Genomic DNA, 15631 nt, shown 5'->3' on the forward strand with positions numbered 1-15631 from the left:
CGCGGTGCCCTTGCCCTCTTCGACTTTTAGCCGCAGCTCTCGCTATCAACAATCTACTTCCCAAGAGCGAACGTGCAATCTCTTCGGTTGTTGATCGGAACTGTTCGAACAGCTCCTCACCGTCGTAGAGGTACTGTTCCCCTGTCGTGGTCATACAGGCAACGAGGTTGTTGGCACCCAGATCGAGGGCGGCTTCTTCCGAAGCCAGTGGTGAATCCAGTTCTGAGTCGTCGACTGAGACTGGTTGATATGCCCGATAGGTGTCTTCAACCTCGTCGTATTGAATTTCCAGTCGGCCCTGTTCGCCGGACCACTTCGGATCGCCACGAACCTCCAGCCGGAGCCGTTCGTAGTACCCCAGTCCATACTTCTCTTTAAGATCCTGGCCGACCGGAATTTCGACCCGGGAGTAGTCGCCCCACTCGATCTCGTATGAATCGTTCCGAACGAACAGCCGGAGATCTCGCCCGTCCTCTTGATTCCCCCAGTAGCCCGGTGGGGACGCGTCTTCACCGTTTTCCAACAGCGCGAAAAACGACTTCCAGGCGGCGTTGTTCTTTCGTGTCACCGTCTGGACACCGGCAGCGCCGAGTTGGCCTTTGTACTGTCCGCGAAACTCATCGGTCTCCCAGATGTTCTCGTCATCGAAGAACCGCTGGCGGCGGGCATAGGTCAGCTCGTTCCAGAAGCTCGCCGTCGCGTCCATAACCTCCTGTAACAGGGCCTCATCCGACTCGGAGAGGGGACGTACCTCGAAAGTATTGGTCCGTTTCATCGCTTGCTTACTTCCTGCTGGTCGGGTTGCTCCCACCGGCGCGGGATGTAGCCGAACCGTTCGATCTCGGCGGCCTGTTCACGGAGAAGCCCGACGAGGACTTGCTCTGGAACGCCTGCCTGTGCTTGTTCGACCAGCAGACTCTGAAGTCCCTCACGGGCGTCCTCGGCGGCTTTGAGATCGTTATCGCCCATCGATGCGCTCCCGGGTATCCCCGGTTTCGTATTTGATGTTGGCGACGCCGTCCGGCTCTGAGAGTTACGGTGACTTCGATCGAAGACGGCGCCGGCGTGTGGGTCCGCGCCGACCAGGCGGTCGAACACCGCCTTTCCGGTGGCCAGCGCGTCGTCGTGCGTCGATGCCTCTACCAGTGCGTAAATCACCATATGCATCTCGAACACCTCGAAACGCCGACGCACCGGGAATCGTTGCTCGCTCCAGCTGCGCCGGCACCCATCGCCGGCGCTCGAAAAAACGCTCCTCGTGACGGCGGATTCTCAGGCGTCGTCCGCTCGTTCGACAGTGAGGGTCAGGTCGCCCGATTCGTAGTCGGCCTCGAAATCGACGGCGAACGCGTCCGAGTTGTGGGCTGCGTGGTAGGCGCGGTGCCGTTCGAGCGAGCCTGTCGCCTTGAAGTGGAAGAATGCGGCTGCCGTGTAGGGCTTGCTCTGTGTTTCGACCTGCGACTCGACAGAAGCCGGAAGGGCGATCTGAGGCGTCCCCGTGTCGATACTCGCAGCGAACTCCTTCGCTTCCTCGACGGTTGCTTGCGAATGTGCCGGTGTCTTGCCGGTGAGCACGTTCACCGGGGTTTCGGTTTCGTTGGTGAACAGGGCGTTTTCGAAGGTGTGTGTTCCGAGGATCGCCTCGGGACCTCGTTCACAATCGTCGAATGGGTTGTCAGTAGGTTGCTCGGTCATGGTTTCACGACGCCCCGCGAGGGGGCGCAGTCCTTTCTGCCCCCGAAAAACAGCTACTGCAGTTCGGAACGTAATCCACCTCTCACTTACTGGTATTCTGGACTCTTTCGCCGGTGTTTGAACTACCAGAGGACGACGCCAAACACGATGACAGCGCCGTACCAGATGAATGTCGACGGCGATGCTGATTGCAAGGGCTCGATCCCATGCGGCCGACAGCGGAGACCACCGTTGAAGGGACACCAGTCAACACCTCCAAATGAGTGCGGATTCACCAACCGGCATGGTCCCTACTCGCCGACGTATCCTCCAAATTGGCGGGGCAGCGACGCTGACAGCGCTCTCCGGCTGCACAACGGGCAATCTCCTCGGTTCGAATGAGACGCCCTCCGAGTACAGTCTACACGTCGATTCAATCGACGTCTCTCCAGTTGAACACGCCCTCTACAAGCCCGATGACGAGGCGCTGTTCGGGACGCCCGCACGGACTGCACTCGACAGCATTCTCCCGGATGGACGACACACGACGTATGGGTACAAACCGCTCCCGAGCGACGCCTACGTGACACACGAGGACTCGTACTACCAGACGAAACACGTCGTCACCGGACGCACACAGATGGAACGCCAGCTGGTCCGTATCGACCCAGTCCCCAAAGAGCAAGTGCCCGACGACGCTGTGTTGATCGACACGCTCGAACAGCCGAGTGCGCGGCCGCTCAAAATCCTCCACAGCTACAATCAGACAGACGGGCAGACGGGTAGTGCTGAGTTGCTCCGTGGTGATGCTTACGTCCTGCGCCGTCTCGCAGAGCTTGAGAGTCGACTCGCAACCGGTGACCTCGACGACCGAGTCGTGACGATGACCGAGAGCGGGACGTGGGCGTACCGCGTCCATGTGAGCCGTGAGCAGATCGTCGAGACGGCGTACACCGCACTGGCCATCGAGGTCGCTGACTCGCGTGCCCAGTTCCGCGAGGTCGTTTTCGGCTCGCGGATCCACACCGAACTCACGCCAGCGACGCTTCCGACAGGGGCACAGGAAATGCTCGACCAGGCAATCGCACGGGAGACGTACACGGAGACGGCCCCGCTCTCGGAATCGTTCGATACGGTGCTCGAAGCCCTCGGTCTCGGTGCCGTCGACACGGCGGTGAACGGGAAGCTACTCTGGTACGACGAGAAGTTCTATCGCTACGCGCTGTACGTCAATCCCCCCACGTCGTAGCGTGGCGAGCTGTCTGATAGGGAACAGCTTTTCACGTCGCCCGATGGAAATTTCGATATGGCTGTCCTGAATGCCCTCCGCCGGACGCCGAGTGCTCTCCGCCGAAATCCGGTCGTGCTCGTCCCGATACTCGTGATATCGCTGTTCCAAATCCCACAGTTAGCCTTGCAGGCTGTCAACCCACTGCTCAGCAGCGTCGTCTCGCTCGGAGTGTCGCTCGTATTCCTCGTCGTGATGCCATTCTTCCAAGGTGGATTGATCGCGATGGCCGACGAAGCCCTCGATGGACGAACAGCACTGCAGACATTCGTCGACGACGGGAAAGCCAACTACGTCTCCATCCTCGTCGCGTATCTCGCCCTGGTGGCGGTCAACTTTGCGCTCGGGATGGTCGCGTTCTTCGTCGCGCTATTCGGCGGCATCTTCGTCATCGGAAGCGGTGGTCTCGAATCAGCCAGCATCGCTGTTCTCGCCGTCGTCGGAATCGTTGTCGCCATCGTCGTCCTTCTGTATCTCCTAGCGCTCTTTTTCGTCCAATTCTACGGCCAGGCGATCGTGCTCGAAGATATGGGCGCGGTCGACGGGCTCAAACGCAGCGTGTCGGTCGTTCGTGAGCACCTGGTGAGTACGCTCGGCTACTCGATCCTCGTCGGAGTCCTCGGTGGGGTGTTCGGTGGTGTGTTCGGCGTGCTCTCGCTGTTGCTGTCACCGCAATCGGCAGCGGCGCTTCATCTCCCGGAGCTGTCACTCCCGCTCGTGGCCGTCGTCGGCCTCCTCGTCCTCGTGGTCGGGACGCTGTTCGGTGGCTTCTTCGGAGTGTACTCCGTGTCGTTCTATCGAGAGCTCACAACGTAATCAGTCAGCATGGTCTTCGGACTCTCCGGAAGTCAACTGTTCGGCGTCGGCCTCGCCGTCGTCGGGACGATCGTCCTCGCGTTCAGTGGGCGGTACGTCTGGCGTGCTACCAGCATCTACCGGGCTGAGGTCGTCTCGATGCTCGGTGAGACGACTCCTGGGGCGCTCGTTCGTGTCTCCGGGACGGCCCAGCAGGGCGACGCCGACCTCCTGAGCGCGCCCTTCAGCGGGAACGACTGTCTTGCCCTCCGATACGCCGTCGAAGAACGCCGCTTGAGTCCGTTCTTGCTCCCCTGGTTCGTGACGATCCACGAGTTGGCGAGTTCGGATGCGTTCCGTGTGCGCACAGCCGAAGCCGATGTCGATATCGTCGAGCCGGCACGCACCGTGACACTCGAACGCGAAATCGTCGCGACCGTCCCGCCGAGCGACGATCCCCCCGAGCGCATCGCACGGTTCGAGCGGACCACTGACGCCGTCCCAGTGACGACGTACTGGCGATCCCCTCCATCGCTCGTCCGACCGCTCACGAGGCGTCTCTCGCTCGGGACTCGCCGCTACAGCGAACAGCGTGCGATGCCCGGCGATGAGGTCACTGTCGTTGGCCGTGTCACCGAGACTGGCGACGGCATTGACCCACTCGTCGTCTCCGATCGTCCGCCCAGCCAGACGCTCGTCCGGATGGCCAAGACGTCACTCGTCGGGGTCTGTCTCGGTGTGTTCGTCGTCGCACTCGGCCGCGTGCTCGTTTTACTCTGAACGACTCGATAACAGAACATCTACACCGACGGTTCGTCCACATGCTATCGATGCCCTCCACCACGAATCCTGTCGATCGACCTTCAGAGGCGGTCGATGTCGCTCAGCGATACCAGCGACTCGAACGGCCGCTCAGCTATGTGGTTGCGCTTCTTGTGGGGCTCGTCGTCGGCACTGCATTCCTCCTGTTCTCACTGCTACAGGCAGTTCTCGTCGGGCTGGCTCTCGGCGCGCTGGTCCGTATTCCGGTGTTTCGGACCAGCGGCACCGCTCGACTGATTACAGACGCCGACCCCGAAACAGTCCGGGCCGACTTTGCGGGGGCAACCCCGCCCCCACTCGCTTTTCAGTGGGGGATCGCCGACGCTGTACACACGACCGATGACGGCGCGACCTACGAGTTCTCGTACCTACTCGGCCTACGTTCTACCGAGATGACTGTCGAGACGCGCTCGAACGCTCCCGATGGGGATCCAGATGGTGATATCGAACTGCTCGTGACCGCCGGCGGTCGGCCGTGGGGGACGTACACGGCCTCGATCAGACAGGACGACGACCACACAGTCGTCGACGTCGACTGGACCTCGGATCGTCGGTTCGGCCTTCGACGGCTCCCACAGCAGTTCGTCGCCGAACGATACCGGGCTGACGCACTCGCTGCACAGGGCTATACGGTTGCCGAACGTGAGACCTCACTCCTGTTCTGACGTGTTGAAGATCGATCGGCGGTTGGTCGTGGTGCCCCGACATCGAGAGTTCCTGTCACCCCGTGTCGAATCCCCGCTCGCCGAAGGCGTCAAGTGCACGTTCGTACGCCGCCTCCCCGTCGGCCGTATAGAGTGACGGCAGATTCACCCGGCGCTTGTAGGTCGACCCATCGTCCAGGTACGTGATAACGAGTCGTGGTCGTGTCAGTCCCTTCTCACCGCGTGTCGTCGAGACATCCTCGATATCGTCGAGCGGAATGCGATCAGGAGACCGGAATCCTCGAGCGTAGTTCACTCCAACGAGGATAGTGAGAATGCCGAGCAGTCCTGCGAGAAGCAGTCTGTCTCCAGCGCGAATCGCGCTCACGAGCCAACTGATGGCAAACAGCAGTCCAGATACGTACCCGAGGAAAATCGCCTTGCGCCATCGCTCCTCGCTCTGCCAGTACCCCCGATAGAGCGAGCGGGCATACCCGACGGCAGACTCATCGAAGTGGACGGCATCGTCTGTGAGACGTGCGACTCCGCGCTTCGTTCTGAACGACTCGATGGAGGGCACGAGAGACTATCGATGCCGAACCGTGGTGTGTGTTGTGATATATTGGATTGAATGAGTTCTTAGGAGTTGACACGGGTCGTCTGATGAATATAGAGGGTGAATTCAGTAGGATAACCCCGCGTGGCTCACAGCATCAGTAGTCATCTAATAATCAGTCTTACTACTGTGAAGTCAAAGACCGACTTTCAATCACCCAATGATGTACTCCGGAGCGAGGAACATAATGGCGAGAAAACAGACCAATACGAGGATGGCTGTGAGACGCAGTAGACCAGCTGCCCGCCGTCGGTTTTTCGGAAGAGATTCAGCAATTCCGGACAGCGCAGTTCCGACGATAAAGAACAGTACCCACGGGACTACTGCTCCAGCCTCGCCGACACTCCAATCATACACGAATATACACAAGAAAGAAAGCGACGCGCCAAACTGGATGAGTGAGTTGGGGCGGCCTTGTGGCTCGTTGAACAGAACGTCGCTAATATAGGGGACCATAGTCGATGTATTCCTGCTAAACATACAAAATGATGACTTAATATGGTTCCATTGGAACGTCTTCTCTCGTGCTACGCGATTCCACTGCAGGAACTGGGAGGTATAGGTGGTTCTATTTAGCCCCTCAGGATCTCGTTTGACTCAGCGTATGGTCTCTGAGAAAACGAAACTAATTGTACTCGCTCTACTAGCAGGAGGTGCATTTAGAGCCGCTGACCTGCAAAAACCATTTTCACTACTCTGGTTCGTTCTTCTATTCGGTAGTTTACTTAGCGGTCTGACTCTTGTCAAGGTTCTCAAGAGATATGAATCTGAGAGATAAGCACAAAGTCTCGAGCAGCTGTTTCACCGGTGTAGTATTTCACGAACGCTCTTGGGAAGTAGATTGTTGATAGCGAGAGCTGCGGCTAAAAGTCGAAGAGGGCAAGGGCACCGCGCCAGCGGTGCCCGATATGTTCCCAATGAGCCGATTCGTGTCGGAATCGGCTGCAGCGGACCTGCTGGAACAGGTTCGCTGGCGTGATGGCGTCGAATGCCCCCGCTGCCGTTCTGACCTGACGGTCAGAAACGGCAGCTATCGGGTGTATCAGCGGTATTTGTGTAAGAATTGCGGTCGGACGTTCAACGACAAAACCGACACGATCTTCGCTCACTCGAAGATGAAGCTCAAAGAGTGGTACTTCACGATCTACGTGTTCTTACGGTTTAACACGAGCATTCGACAGATTGAGGCGGAACTCAATCGTTCGTACAGAACGGTGAGACGGCGCGTCGAGCGCTTCGCCAGAGCGCTCGACGCGCCTTCGATCACGCTGTCTGGACCGGTCGAAATCGACGAGGTGTACGTCTCTGCTGGCCTCAAAGGCCGCGAGCGCGACCAGGAGTCGCGCTCGCGTGGCCTGTCCACGCGTGGACGAGGATCGTACGACGGTGACAAACCGCCGGTGTTCACGCTGGTCGACCGTGGCTCGGACGATCGGTACGTCGTGCCAGCGAAATCCGCCGACGAATCGACCATCCGACTCCTGCTCGCCGACCACGAGCAGGAGTCGCTGACCGTCTATACCGATGGATTTCGGGCCTATGATCCGTTAGAGGACGACGACGGGTTCAACCGCAAATACGTCGTCCACGGCGACGGAGAATACGCTGACGGCGATATCCACGTCAACACCTGCGAGAGCCACGCGTCGCTGACGCGACGGTGGCTCTCGCCCCACCGAGGAGTCTCAAAAGACAAGCTAACGCCGTATCTCAGAACGCTTCAGCTCCGTCGCGAACTCTACAGAAAACCAGGTGACGAAGCACTCAAACATGCTCTCGACGCCGTTCTCTGAAATCAACAACGTGCTTCACAAGAGCGTTTCACGAAACTTCGACGTCCACTGGAAAGCACTGATCGGTATATCGTTCGGAGAGAGTGCGCAATGTCCCTTGACCTCCGCCCACATCAGTTTGATGTGGAAAGCCCGCCACGGGATTTCACGCTGAGCGGTTGCTCAGCTCTACGGTTTCAAGACGCATACGTTCCAAGCGTCGCCTGCTGGGTTTCAGCATCGGCTTGGCTGTCTTGTGGCCCGGTCAACGAGGCCCCATCCTCAGCCGAGTCATCGTCGTTCTCGTGTTCTCTGGAACGACTCTCTCCGCTGAGGTAGCGATCTGCGATGTTGAGTGCGGCGTTGATGTCTGCCTGGTACTCTTCGATCCAACAGGCGTCGTTGGAGCATTTGAACGTCGCCTGTTGGGGTCGGGTTCCTCCCTCACCGCACGCATGGCACTCTTGGGAGGTATTCCGCGGATCGACTGTTGCAACGGGGATCCCCCTTTCTACGGCTTTATACGTGATCTGTGCGTGGAGTTTGGCGAATCCCCAGCCGTGAAGCCGGCGATTCATGTAGTCCCCGTAGTCCATCGACTCCTGGATGTAGGTGAGATCCTCGAGCACGAGAACCGGCGTCTCGACTGACTCAGCGTACTCCACCACTTCCCTGGTGACGGTGTGGAGGATATCGTCGATTTGCGCCCACAACTCGTCGCCAAAGGCGTCTGCAATCCGTTCGCTCTTGCGACGCTGGAGTCGCCGCATCGTAGTGAAGTAGCGCTTGCGGAGTCGACGAACAGTCTTCCCCTCATCTGTCCAGAGCTCAGGGTTTGTCGGGGACCCATGCTCGTCGCGGTGACACACCGTGACGAGACTTGCTTCCCCGATATCGACGCCAATTGGGGTACGTTCTTCGGGAGGATCCTCGGAGTTGAGCGGGATATCACGGGTCGCAATGAGATGGAAATACCACGTTCCCTCCCGCTTGAGCAAGCGACCTTCCCCCACGTCTGCGTCGCCAGCAATCACTGCTTCAAGCCAGTCCCGTTGCTCAGGGTTCGGCTGTGCTGGTACCCAGAGGTTGTAGTCCTCGTGGTGTGGGATTTTGACGTACCACCCGATCGTGTTTTCGGGCTTGTGGTCGATCTTCACCCCTTCGTTCGTGAAGCGGACAGGGTGATCGTCGCTGAGTTCATTTGCCCCATAGGTCGTCGTTAGCTGCGGGACATACCGCTTCAGGGCATTCTTCGCGTAACCGCTCAGCTCGTAGTCACCCACGATCTCGTTCGCTTCCCCCAGAGTGGTACAGTTGGCGTCGAAGGCCTCTTGGAGCGCTTGCTGGTAGGCTGCCCGCGTCTCACGGAGCTTCTCCCGCTTGTGTGCGTTCGGGTCTACCAGTTTCAGTTCTAGCGTTTTTGTGAGTTCAGTCACGATTCATCATCCTCTGATACTGACTGGTCGTCTTGGAGGGGCCACGAGCGCGCTGTCGAGCTCGCCCGCTCTGGTTTGTCCCACGGCTGGCCGTCCACGACTGGTTCGCCCCGCACCCTTCTCGGGGGCAATAAACGCTCTCCGAAGCGACCCAGCCAAATTCCTCGTTGTGACGCCGCTCAGGACTCGATCTGTGTCTCGGCGTCTCCGCTGTGTTGCGGTTGGGTGAGCAGGCTCACGTTCTGGAGAAGTGTCCTCGCTGCCTCGATTCGCTCTTGATCTGCGTCGTCGAGTCCGGCCGTCTCGATGCGCTTGAGATTGGTGAGTGAACGATGCAGTCGGTATCCGGGTGTGTTGCGTGGGTCCATTTGAAGCGCCTCGCCGATTCACGGCGCAGAGAAACCTCTCCGGCTGCGGGTAGCTGTCGGGCTGAGCCTGCCGATTAACCAACATAGGCATGTTTCTGTGTCGCTATGTTGGTTAAGTCGAGTCCTGACCCGCTTTGCTGGGGCCGTAGCGAGCCGAGCCACACACCCGGCACTCCCAGATCGGTTGCCCCGTCCACGCCGCATCCGGGACCGACTCGTGGGTCTTGAACCGATGGTCGGTTGCCCGTCCACAGCTCTGACAGTCGAGTTCCTGCGTCGTCGGTACCGACGACTCCTGCCGATAAGCCCCAGCTTCGCCGGCGGATTCGGTCAGCGCCATCGCTGGAACCAGCCACACCGCGTCGTCGGCGTCGTCGAGGGCCGCGTCGAGACGCGACGCGTCGCGGATGCCGTCCCCCCGCTGGTCGTAGAGCCGCGTCGGGGCCTGCTTCTGACGCTCCGACGCTCCCTGCCCGTGCCACCCAGGCCGGTCACGAGCGGCACTGAGAAGCCGCTCTCCCTCCTCTGAGGCCACCTGTACCGCGTCGGGGAGTGAGGGCCATTGCTCGGCTAGCTGGCGCGCCGGCGCCTCGTCGAGATCGTAGATAAGCGTGTAGTCGTCGACGGCCGACTCCGCGTCATTGGCAGTGAGGATCTTCGCCGCGGCGCCGCCCTTCGCCACGGCGCCGTAGAACGTGGTCGACTCGACGACCAGGTGGATGATGCCGAGGAACGTCGTCGACGCTGCCTCGTTCGTGCTAGTGGCGTCACTTCCGAGATGGTTGGTGAGACAGAACCGGCATTTCGTCTGGCCGTCGGGGACTGATGCCCCACACGACTGGCACTCGCCGTCGGTTACCGTCGGCGCATCGGGGTAGCCACCAGCGCTCGTCGCGAGGCGTTGCCGTCGGGGGGCACCCTCATACCCGTCGTCCAGCCTCGTGTCCGGAATGTGGGACGGCTCGCCGGTCGGCCGCAGTTCTTCAAAATCCAGATACAGATCACTCATCGATTGACTCATAGATTGTCCCGGCTTCGTATTTCAACTTCAGGTGGATCGTGGTCCCTGCCGTCTTCCGTCTATAGGAGATCTCATGAACTCAGCTATGGGAACATCTTATACTTCATGAGACCGTAGAGCGTAGCAAGAGAAGATTCGCATGAGCAGCAACGACACCAAGCACGTCCAAACCGAGCTAAGCGAGGACGAATACGAACGGTTCCGCGAGTTTGCGAGGGAACACGGGCTGTCGCTCAAGGAAGCCGGACACGAGGCGCTCCTCGAGTGGGTCGAACGACAGCAGCGGGCGGATCCAAATGACCCCGCGTTTACTGTCCTTGACGACCTCGAAGATGAGTCGCTTCCAGCGTCGGCGGAGACGGACGCTCGCGAGGAACCCGATCTCGTCGACGAGTGGCACGGCAGCGACGAGTCGTTCACTCTCGCCGACGATCCGTCCGCGCAATCCTGACCACGGATGGCAGAGCCAGTTGAAACACCGATCGGGACGGTCACGGCCGAGCATTTCCGTCCGGGCCACGTTCGACATCAGGTCGTCGTCGGCCCGAAGTTCCTCTACGCACTGTTCAATCCTCGCGATCAGATGCATGCGGTTTCACGAGCCTTCTTGGCGTTCGTTCGCGACGGCGACCTCCCCTATCGTCGAGTCATCGTCAACGATCACATCGTCGACGAGGCGGCCACGCGGCTGAAAAAGCAGGCCTCGATGCGGAACGCAGCGTCGTTCCTGACGACGCTCGACGAGAGCACGCTCTATCAGTTCGAAGGCGTCTCCGCAGACGTCTTCGAGGCCGCCAAAACGATGTTCGTCGAGTGGACCGACCTGGATGCCTCATTCACCGACTTCGTCGTCGCCGCACACATGGACGAATTGGAGGTCGATCACATCCTCACCTACGACCGGCATTACGATGCGTTCGATGTGACGACGCTCCCGTATCGCAGTCAGATCTAGAGGTGCCCAGCATGTCCGAATCCCCACGGAATGGCGTGCAGTCGTGGACCGAGTCGATGAGTGCCCGCGACCGTATTCGAGCCGTCGCTGAGACGCTTCGTGAACTCCGGTCGGTTAACTGGATCAGCGAGCAGGCCGACGCCGCCTGGAGCACGACCAACGAGGAGCTCCAAGATCTCGTCGACCAGGGCCAGCTGCGCCGCGTCGAGGCCGGCCAGACGACGCGCTACCAGCCGGACTACACGCGACTGCTCTTCGAGGAGATCCGCACCCTCATCGAGGAGAACACGCGCGAGGAGTTGCGGAACGAATTGGCGGCGATCACAGGAGAGATCGAGGAATGGCAGGCGACCTACGACGTCGAGACGTGGGAGGACCTCGAACAGTCGCTTGCTGATGGTGATCTATCAAGTGCCGAGCTTCGCGAACGTCGTGACGTGATCACGCGGTGGGAGGAGAATCTGGAAGACCGTCGCCTCATCAAGCACGCGTTGGCGCTCTACTCGGACGTCGAAGCCGCTCGCGAACAGCGGATCAACGTGGCTGACCGCGCCACAAACTAATTCTTGTGATCTTCGAACTTGCGGGCGTCACCGAGGGCGACACAGCTACTTGCAAGACTGATCATCCGCCTTTTCCTGAAGTTCGACCACAGCCTTCTCGAAGTGTTCCACGAGGAACGGCGTTCCCGATGTCGCCCGCTCGGTGAGGAATTCGACGGCGTCAGTGACCACATCAGCGTCGCGTTCCGTAGCTGAGACACAGTCAACATATCCGTCGAGTGCCCGACTAAATGCACGCGAGAAGTGGTCGTACGCGCCGTCAGCGCGCTCCATGTTCTCGTCGAGCGACTCAACAAGCGCCCGGTAGACGGTCGCCGCCGACGCGTACCGCCCCTGCTCGCGGTACTCGGTCGCGAGATCGAACCACCGAGTGAAGTCGATCGGCTCGAAGATGACGTAGTACTCAGGGTTCGTCTCCTCGAACCGCCGGTCGATCGTGGTGCGAAGCTCGTCGACCGACCGCGTCGTCGACTCACCGACTCGGGCGAGAAACTGGTCGCGGAGGTCAGCGTTGGTCGCGAGTTCTTCTCGCAGGAACGCGCGGAGCTCGTCGGCTTCGGCACCGTTGAGTGCGACATCGAGCCGATCACCTTCGTCTGGGGGAGGGTCGTCGACACACCGAAGCAACACGGCGACGACGTGCTTGCACGTACCCGGCCCGTCGTACGGGCAGTCGCACCACGGGGCAACCCCGTCGGCGGCGAGGTCAACACGGACATCGTACTGACGGCTACCGCTCACGACGGCGGTGACGGTGGTGTCGACACGGTGGATCTCGCAGATACGACCCTCAGCGAGATATCGTTCGCCACGTTCGAAGACCGCGTCCGTACAGACGCCTCGAACCGTGTCCTTGGTCACATCCATGCTTACGGTGGATTTGATGCGCTATTCAGTTGGTCGACGTCATTGTCGTCGTACGCTGCCCGCCACATCGCGTGGACTGCACGCGTCACGAGTGAGACTTCGGTCACGTCGATACAGGACGGCTCGGCGTCCGTCGTGGCGGCGTCGGGCGGGGGATGAAAGTGGATCTCGGGAGAGTGTGTATTCGGGTGACGATCGAATCGCCAGTTGACGTCGTCGCTATCGACGTAATGAAACGAATACATCCCCAGTTCGCTCCACTGGATATCGAGCCGAGCGCTCTCGGCGTCGCCGAGCCCATCGCTGAGACTGATCTGTAGTTCTGTAGGAGCGACGACGTCATCGTACGACGTTGCGTCGACGAGCGGTTCGAGTTCGAGCCAGAGGTCACGAATCCGCTGAAGCGCCGGGAGATAGATCGGCCCGAATTCACCGGCTCGATCGGTATCGCTCATACAGCGAGCTGGTGACTGGCCTCGTCGTACGCGAGAGCAGCTTGGGCGACGGCGAGATTCTGCCGCGTCGTTCGCCACGCTGAGAGGTCGTCCCAGCCCTCTGTCTCGTCGGCGTCGAGTTGCTGGGCGAGTTCCTCCGGTGACACCACGTCGTAGCGATCCTCGTAGCGCCGGATTTCGGCCTTCATGTCTTGGATGCTGTCGAGCAACTCCGGCCGATCGACTTCCTCACGCAACTCACGGATCCGGGACATCAACACCCGGTCGCTGTTGCGCTTGTACAGCGTCGTTTGGCCGTCCTGGTCCGTCTCGGCGAACCCGGTGTTCACGAGGGTCTTGCAGTGCCGACGCGCCGTCGGCTCGCTCACGAGAGCGCGGTCGGCGATTTCGGCGGCCGACTGGCCGTCGTGGGTTTGTTCGACGATTTCGTACACTCGTTCGAACGGCGTGGTCTCGTCTTTCCAGTCGGCTTTGACCTGCTCGTTGATGTCATCCCACGTCTCGGGCATACTGGGTGCTACGCCCTCCAAGAACAAATAATTTCCTGAGAAAACTATTCAATCCCACAGTGCTTGTACAGGAACGTTGTCAGGCTACTTGCTCCTCTAAGGTATCTCGATGCGACCGGATGGTCGTTGCAGTGACGCTCGCCACCTCCGCGACGTCCGCCTGCGTCAACCATCGTCCCTCTTCGCGACCCGCCTTGTACAGACAGGCGGCTGCGAACGCCGACGGTTTGACGCCCGACGCTGCTCCCGTCGATTCCGACTGTTCAGCCAATCTCCGGGCTCGCTGTCGGATGTCCGCTGGAACATCGAGCTCTGACGCGAGGCGGGGAATGAAATCGCTCGGTCGAACAGGCTGGGCCGGTAGTCCGAGTTCTGTATTCAACGTCTTGTACGCATTCGCGACTCTCGATTGTTCAACGCGTGCCGCGTCGACGACGTCGACGAGTAACCGCGAGTGGCCGTTACAGCGACAGGCCCCGTAGACGCTTGCTGCCGCGATCGATTCGATTGATCGCCCCCGAAGAAGGTCTTCGTTCTGAGCGCTCCGGAACAGCTGACACGCCTGGTCACGAACCGATTCTGCGAACCCGAGAACGCTCGCGATTCGCCGAACTTCACCCAGGCCGTGTGCAAGGTTTCGCTCGGCCTTCGACTGGAATCGCCCGCGAGATTGCTCGCGGCGCATTCGAGCCACTCGACGTCGCTTCTGGCCGGAGAGCTCGTTGCCGTTCGCATCGGTACTCCGACCTATCTCCGTTGACAATCCTTGGTCGTGCCGTGCTGCGGTGAGCGGCGCGCCCGTCCGTTCTCGTTCGTCCTCGTCGAAGGATCGCCACTCCGGACCGTGGTCGATTCGATTCTCATCGATCACGAGTCCACAGTCCTCACAGACCGTTTCGACCGAGTTTGTAGTGACCCAGCCGTCACACTCGGGACACTGGTTGGCGCTTGACTCTGTCTGGACGTCTTCGTCGAAGCTAGTTACGTAGATCTCTCTGGTAGCCATGATGTTCACGAGGGGACGATGCGTTCTTCGGGACGCCCCTCAGCCACTCTGGGGCAAACAAACCTCCAGTAGGACCGCAAGCAAGGGGTTCACTCTGTGGCGAAAGCCCGGCAGCGCAACGGCGCTCCCAGCGCCGTGAGCAGCCCGGACCGTGGAGGTGGTGGGAGGTGGCGGTGACCGCTTCACACCAGCAAAAAAATGGGTGCGTTGCTCCGGCTATTCCCACCAGCGGCCGCGCTCAGGGAAATTCGTTAATCTTTGGAAGGAGAAGGCGGCTTAGTTGGTGTTCAATTGACAGACATTCACTCTAATGTGAAATTGAATCCCAACGTTCCATACTCGCCTATCTCTTCCTCCATCCGATAGTCGCCGGGGGGTGGACAGTTACCGCTTAGCTCCCCACCGACACCAGCGATGGCGTATGAGTTCTTGACCTGTTTATCTGGTTCGAGAGTCGTATTCTTGATGGCATCCGCTTGAGTGAACTGATCAACCCGCGCACACCCACTAGAGGCATCTATTAATTGCGCTCGCACTTCCTCTTCTATTCCGATTACGAGTCCGCCGGTCTCTGAATCGTGAACACCCTGGGGGAAGGGTAGATTACTGACGCCTCCCCCGTAGGACCAACTCACAGTCTCATCACTGGTGTTTTTGACGGAAATTTCTACGGTCGGCACGTCTGTCGTACTCAGCTGATCGTTCGATACGGTGACCTCGAAGGACAACGGTTCGGGAGCGTCATCTACACTGGTTAGTGAAAGACGCATTGGTGACTCTCCTGAGCCATTCGTATTAGGGCCACTCGCGCCGGTGAGGGCGTTAATGCAGCCACTCAGG

General features: G+C 59.8%; 20 protein-coding genes and 1 pseudogene. 8 read left to right on the forward strand and 13 right to left on the reverse strand.

All coding sequences use genetic code 11. The features are described from left to right. Nucleotides 1–16 precede the first annotated feature (16 nt). From Hhyl6_RS22155 to Hhyl6_RS22165, 3 genes and pseudogenes are all read right to left on the reverse strand, one after another. A pseudogene (locus Hhyl6_RS22155) lies at nucleotides 17–775 on the reverse strand (transposase); the annotation flags it as partial. Beyond that, nucleotides 772–1167: a DUF7995 family protein gene (locus Hhyl6_RS22160; RefSeq protein ID WP_483741406.1), complete on the reverse strand. Its 396-nt coding sequence runs from the start codon at nucleotides 1165–1167 to the stop codon at nucleotides 772–774. The pseudogene Hhyl6_RS22155 and the gene Hhyl6_RS22160, both read right to left, overlap by 4 nt. A 105-nt stretch (nucleotides 1168–1272) precedes the next feature. Continuing rightward, nucleotides 1273–1695: a DUF8025 family protein gene (locus Hhyl6_RS22165; RefSeq protein ID WP_483741407.1), complete on the reverse strand. Its 423-nt coding sequence runs from the start codon at nucleotides 1693–1695 to the stop codon at nucleotides 1273–1275. A gap of 283 nt (nucleotides 1696–1978) precedes the next feature. Between Hhyl6_RS22165 and Hhyl6_RS22170 the strand changes: the two genes are divergently transcribed. From Hhyl6_RS22170 to Hhyl6_RS22185, 4 genes are read left to right on the forward strand one after another with little or no spacing between them, the layout of a single operon-like run. After that, the gene (locus Hhyl6_RS22170; protein WP_483741408.1) at nucleotides 1979–2923 is read left to right on the forward strand and encodes a hypothetical protein; all 945 of its coding nucleotides are present in this window, start codon (nucleotides 1979–1981) and stop codon (nucleotides 2921–2923) included. 57 nt (nucleotides 2924–2980) lie between these two features. Next, a complete protein-coding gene (locus tag Hhyl6_RS22175) occupies nucleotides 2981–3778 on the forward strand; it encodes a DUF7847 domain-containing protein (RefSeq protein ID WP_483741409.1) in 798 nt (265 codons plus the stop codon). A 9-nt stretch (nucleotides 3779–3787) separates the two neighbouring features. Then, nucleotides 3788–4537 (forward strand): hypothetical protein, encoded by a 750-nt coding sequence (locus Hhyl6_RS22180; RefSeq protein ID WP_483741410.1) that lies wholly within the window; start codon nucleotides 3788–3790, stop codon nucleotides 4535–4537. Nucleotides 4538–4587: 50 nt separating this feature from the next. Further along, the gene (locus tag Hhyl6_RS22185) at nucleotides 4588–5244 is read left to right on the forward strand and encodes a hypothetical protein (RefSeq protein WP_483741411.1); all 657 of its coding nucleotides are present in this window, start codon (nucleotides 4588–4590) and stop codon (nucleotides 5242–5244) included. Nucleotides 5245–5299: 55 nt separating this feature from the next. On the opposite strand, the gene Hhyl6_RS22190 is transcribed toward Hhyl6_RS22185, so the two are convergent. Then, a complete protein-coding gene (locus tag Hhyl6_RS22190; protein ID WP_483741412.1) occupies nucleotides 5300–5803 on the reverse strand; it encodes a hypothetical protein in 504 nt (167 codons plus the stop codon). A gap of 189 nt (nucleotides 5804–5992) precedes the next feature. Continuing rightward, nucleotides 5993–6295 (reverse strand): DUF8011 family protein, encoded by a 303-nt coding sequence (locus tag Hhyl6_RS22195; RefSeq protein WP_483741413.1) that lies wholly within the window; start codon nucleotides 6293–6295, stop codon nucleotides 5993–5995. A 452-nt stretch (nucleotides 6296–6747) separates the two neighbouring features. Here Hhyl6_RS22195 and Hhyl6_RS22200 point away from each other — a divergent pair, with 452 nt between their 5' ends. Continuing rightward, nucleotides 6748–7632 carry an IS1595 family transposase gene (locus Hhyl6_RS22200; RefSeq protein ID WP_483738666.1) on the forward strand — a complete coding sequence of 295 codons (885 nt, stop codon included), beginning with the start codon at nucleotides 6748–6750 and terminating at the stop codon, nucleotides 7630–7632. A gap of 176 nt (nucleotides 7633–7808) precedes the next feature. Here Hhyl6_RS22200 and Hhyl6_RS22205 read toward each other — a convergent pair whose 3' ends face one another. From Hhyl6_RS22205 to Hhyl6_RS22215, 3 genes are all read right to left on the reverse strand, one after another. After that, nucleotides 7809–9047, reverse strand: a complete 1239-nt coding sequence (locus tag Hhyl6_RS22205; protein ID WP_483741414.1) for an RNA-guided endonuclease InsQ/TnpB family protein — start codon at nucleotides 9045–9047, stop codon at nucleotides 7809–7811. A 179-nt stretch (nucleotides 9048–9226) separates the two neighbouring features. Next, the gene (locus tag Hhyl6_RS22210; RefSeq protein ID WP_483741415.1) at nucleotides 9227–9415 is read right to left on the reverse strand and encodes a DUF8012 family protein; all 189 of its coding nucleotides are present in this window, start codon (nucleotides 9413–9415) and stop codon (nucleotides 9227–9229) included. Between the two features lie 112 nt (nucleotides 9416–9527). Further along, nucleotides 9528–10424 (reverse strand): biosurfactant protein 1, encoded by an 897-nt coding sequence (locus Hhyl6_RS22215; RefSeq protein ID WP_483741416.1) that lies wholly within the window; start codon nucleotides 10422–10424, stop codon nucleotides 9528–9530. A 151-nt stretch (nucleotides 10425–10575) separates the two neighbouring features. Here Hhyl6_RS22215 and Hhyl6_RS22220 point away from each other — a divergent pair, with 151 nt between their 5' ends. From Hhyl6_RS22220 to Hhyl6_RS22230, 3 genes are read left to right on the forward strand one after another with little or no spacing between them, the layout of a single operon-like run. Next, nucleotides 10576–10887 (forward strand): hypothetical protein, encoded by a 312-nt coding sequence (locus Hhyl6_RS22220; RefSeq protein WP_483741417.1) that lies wholly within the window; start codon nucleotides 10576–10578, stop codon nucleotides 10885–10887. 6 nt (nucleotides 10888–10893) lie between these two features. Further along, nucleotides 10894–11391, forward strand: coding sequence for a type II toxin-antitoxin system VapC family toxin (locus Hhyl6_RS22225; protein WP_483741418.1), 498 nt, complete (start codon nucleotides 10894–10896; stop codon nucleotides 11389–11391). An 11-nt stretch (nucleotides 11392–11402) separates the two neighbouring features. Continuing rightward, entirely contained in the window at nucleotides 11403–11954 is a 552-nt protein-coding gene (locus Hhyl6_RS22230) for a DUF7342 family protein (RefSeq protein WP_483741419.1), read from the forward strand. Between the two features lie 45 nt (nucleotides 11955–11999). Here the strand turns inward: Hhyl6_RS22230 and Hhyl6_RS22235 are convergent, their stop codons facing one another. The 5 genes from Hhyl6_RS22235 to Hhyl6_RS22255 form a co-directional block, all read right to left on the reverse strand. Beyond that, nucleotides 12000–12821: an SWIM zinc finger family protein gene (locus Hhyl6_RS22235; protein WP_483741420.1), complete on the reverse strand. Its 822-nt coding sequence runs from the start codon at nucleotides 12819–12821 to the stop codon at nucleotides 12000–12002. Nucleotides 12822–12823: 2 nt separating this feature from the next. Further along, nucleotides 12824–13276: a toxin-antitoxin system TumE family protein gene (locus Hhyl6_RS22240; RefSeq protein WP_483741421.1), complete on the reverse strand. Its 453-nt coding sequence runs from the start codon at nucleotides 13274–13276 to the stop codon at nucleotides 12824–12826. Continuing rightward, nucleotides 13273–13785, reverse strand: a complete 513-nt coding sequence (locus Hhyl6_RS22245) for a winged helix-turn-helix domain-containing protein (protein WP_483741422.1) — start codon at nucleotides 13783–13785, stop codon at nucleotides 13273–13275. The genes Hhyl6_RS22240 and Hhyl6_RS22245 overlap by 4 nt, the downstream gene beginning before the upstream one ends. Before the next feature lie 79 nt (nucleotides 13786–13864). Beyond that, nucleotides 13865–14791, reverse strand: coding sequence for a transcription initiation factor IIB (locus Hhyl6_RS22250; RefSeq protein ID WP_483741423.1), 927 nt, complete (start codon nucleotides 14789–14791; stop codon nucleotides 13865–13867). A gap of 302 nt (nucleotides 14792–15093) precedes the next feature. Next, nucleotides 15094–15561: a hypothetical protein gene (locus Hhyl6_RS22255; protein ID WP_483741424.1), complete on the reverse strand. Its 468-nt coding sequence runs from the start codon at nucleotides 15559–15561 to the stop codon at nucleotides 15094–15096. Between the last annotated feature and the right edge of the window lie 70 nt (nucleotides 15562–15631).

It is taken from the genome of Haloarcula sp. H-hyl6 (assembly GCF_056934455.1).